2 protein-coding genes are annotated in these 1,502 nt (G+C 47.4%); both read left to right on the top strand.

Going from position 1 to position 1,502, the window contains the following annotated elements:
- Positions 1-97: 97 nt before the first annotated feature.
- Positions 98-1,159, top strand: coding sequence for an OmpA family protein (locus BN1135_RS04935; protein WP_042019292.1), 1,062 nt, complete (start codon positions 98-100; stop codon positions 1,157-1,159).
- On the top strand, positions 1,156-1,502 hold a 347-nt coding region (locus BN1135_RS04930; RefSeq protein ID WP_042019289.1), incomplete at its 3' end, for an Ig-like domain-containing protein. The genes BN1135_RS04935 and BN1135_RS04930, both read left to right, overlap by 4 nt.

The raw sequence follows: 1,502 nt of genomic DNA, 5'->3' as shown, positions 1-1,502 counted from the left end.
CCCATACCCATACCCATACCTAGCTTATACTGAGCTAGTCTAGCATTTTGCAGTGCAGTGTATAGTTTTTAACAAAACGAGTGGAAGGAATTCGTCAATGAATATTAATCCATATATTGGCTTATCAGCATTGCTGTTATCGCTCCCCCTCTTTGCCAAGAATGGGATATATGTCGGCGCCAAGACTGGCTGGGTACATGGGCACAATGCTTGCGAAAACCAACATCTGGAGTGCGATAACGATGCACTAGGTGCTGGTGTGTTTGCCGGTTACGAACTCAATGATTGGTTGGCGTTGGAAGCTGGCTACAACTACTTCGGAAATATTCGAGCTGGCTATCCGGCGCTAGGGCACAGTAATGTTACAGCCACTTATACCGGCAAGATACAAGGGCTTGAGCTCGGAGCGAAACCCTATTGGGATTTGAATGAACGTACTTCGCTGTTTGCCAAGATTGGCACGTTAGCATGGTGGACCGATGTAACTGGCGACGAGGTCGGCTATCGACATAGCGCTAGTGATAATGGCTGGTCCCCCATGCTGGGTGCCGGTTTTGCAATAGCAATTACTGATAATATCTCTGCTCGCCTAGAATACCAATGGTTCCATAATGTAGGTGGTAGTAACACCGGTGGCAGTAGCATAAACCTGCTTAGTGCAGGCATCAATTACCGCTTCGGCTTTAAAAACGTAGAGCCAAACCTTGCAACCAATATAGTTGCAAAACCACATGCAGCACCTGTGCAGCCTGAAAAGATTGATGCCATGACCCTACAGTTAAGTGACATAGCTGGTGAGGTGCTTTTTGCAAGCAACTCTGCCATTTTTACACCCGTTATGGTGAACGCAGTACAACAGCCCCTCAAGCGACTACTCGATTATCCCGAGGCAAAAGTGATTATTCAAGCCCATACCGATAATCGTGGCTCCCAAGCCTATAATCAACAGTTGTCAGAACGTCGTGCTCAGTCAGTAGCAAGCTACTTTGAGAGTAAGGGAATTGCGGCATCTAGATTGATTATTGATGCGAAGGGGGAGACTCAACCTATTGCAGATAACCTAACTGATGCGGGGCGCGCACAGAACCGTCGTGTAACATTGACGTCTCCGGCATTCAGCGTTGAGCCACCTGTTGCAACTGAAGGAATAAACCAATGAACTTAATGAAATTAATCGTTTTCTCAATGTTCGCAATGCTGCTGTCTGCCTGTGGTGGGGATGGTAGTGGGTTACCTTCTCAAGGTAGTGGAGGTGGTAACGCCTCAATGCCCATAAGGTCATTACAAGTAACCCCGGCAATCGCTGCTGTGCCTATTGGCCTAAATCAGCAGTTTTTTGTCGCTGCATTGCTCGATGATGGCACAATTATTGATGTTACTGATAATCCAATAGTGTCCTGGCACAGCAGTAATACATCTGTAGCAACCATTGATAACAAGGGTCTCGCGACAGGCGTAGCGCCGGGTAATGTGACCATTACGGCTTCCGGTACTGCCAATGG

Origin of the sequence: Aeromonas sobria (assembly GCF_000820145.1) — a bacterium.
GTDB classification, from domain to species: Bacteria; Pseudomonadota; Gammaproteobacteria; order Enterobacterales; family Aeromonadaceae; genus Aeromonas; species Aeromonas sobria.
This window is presented reverse-complemented; position numbering and strand designations above follow the sequence as displayed.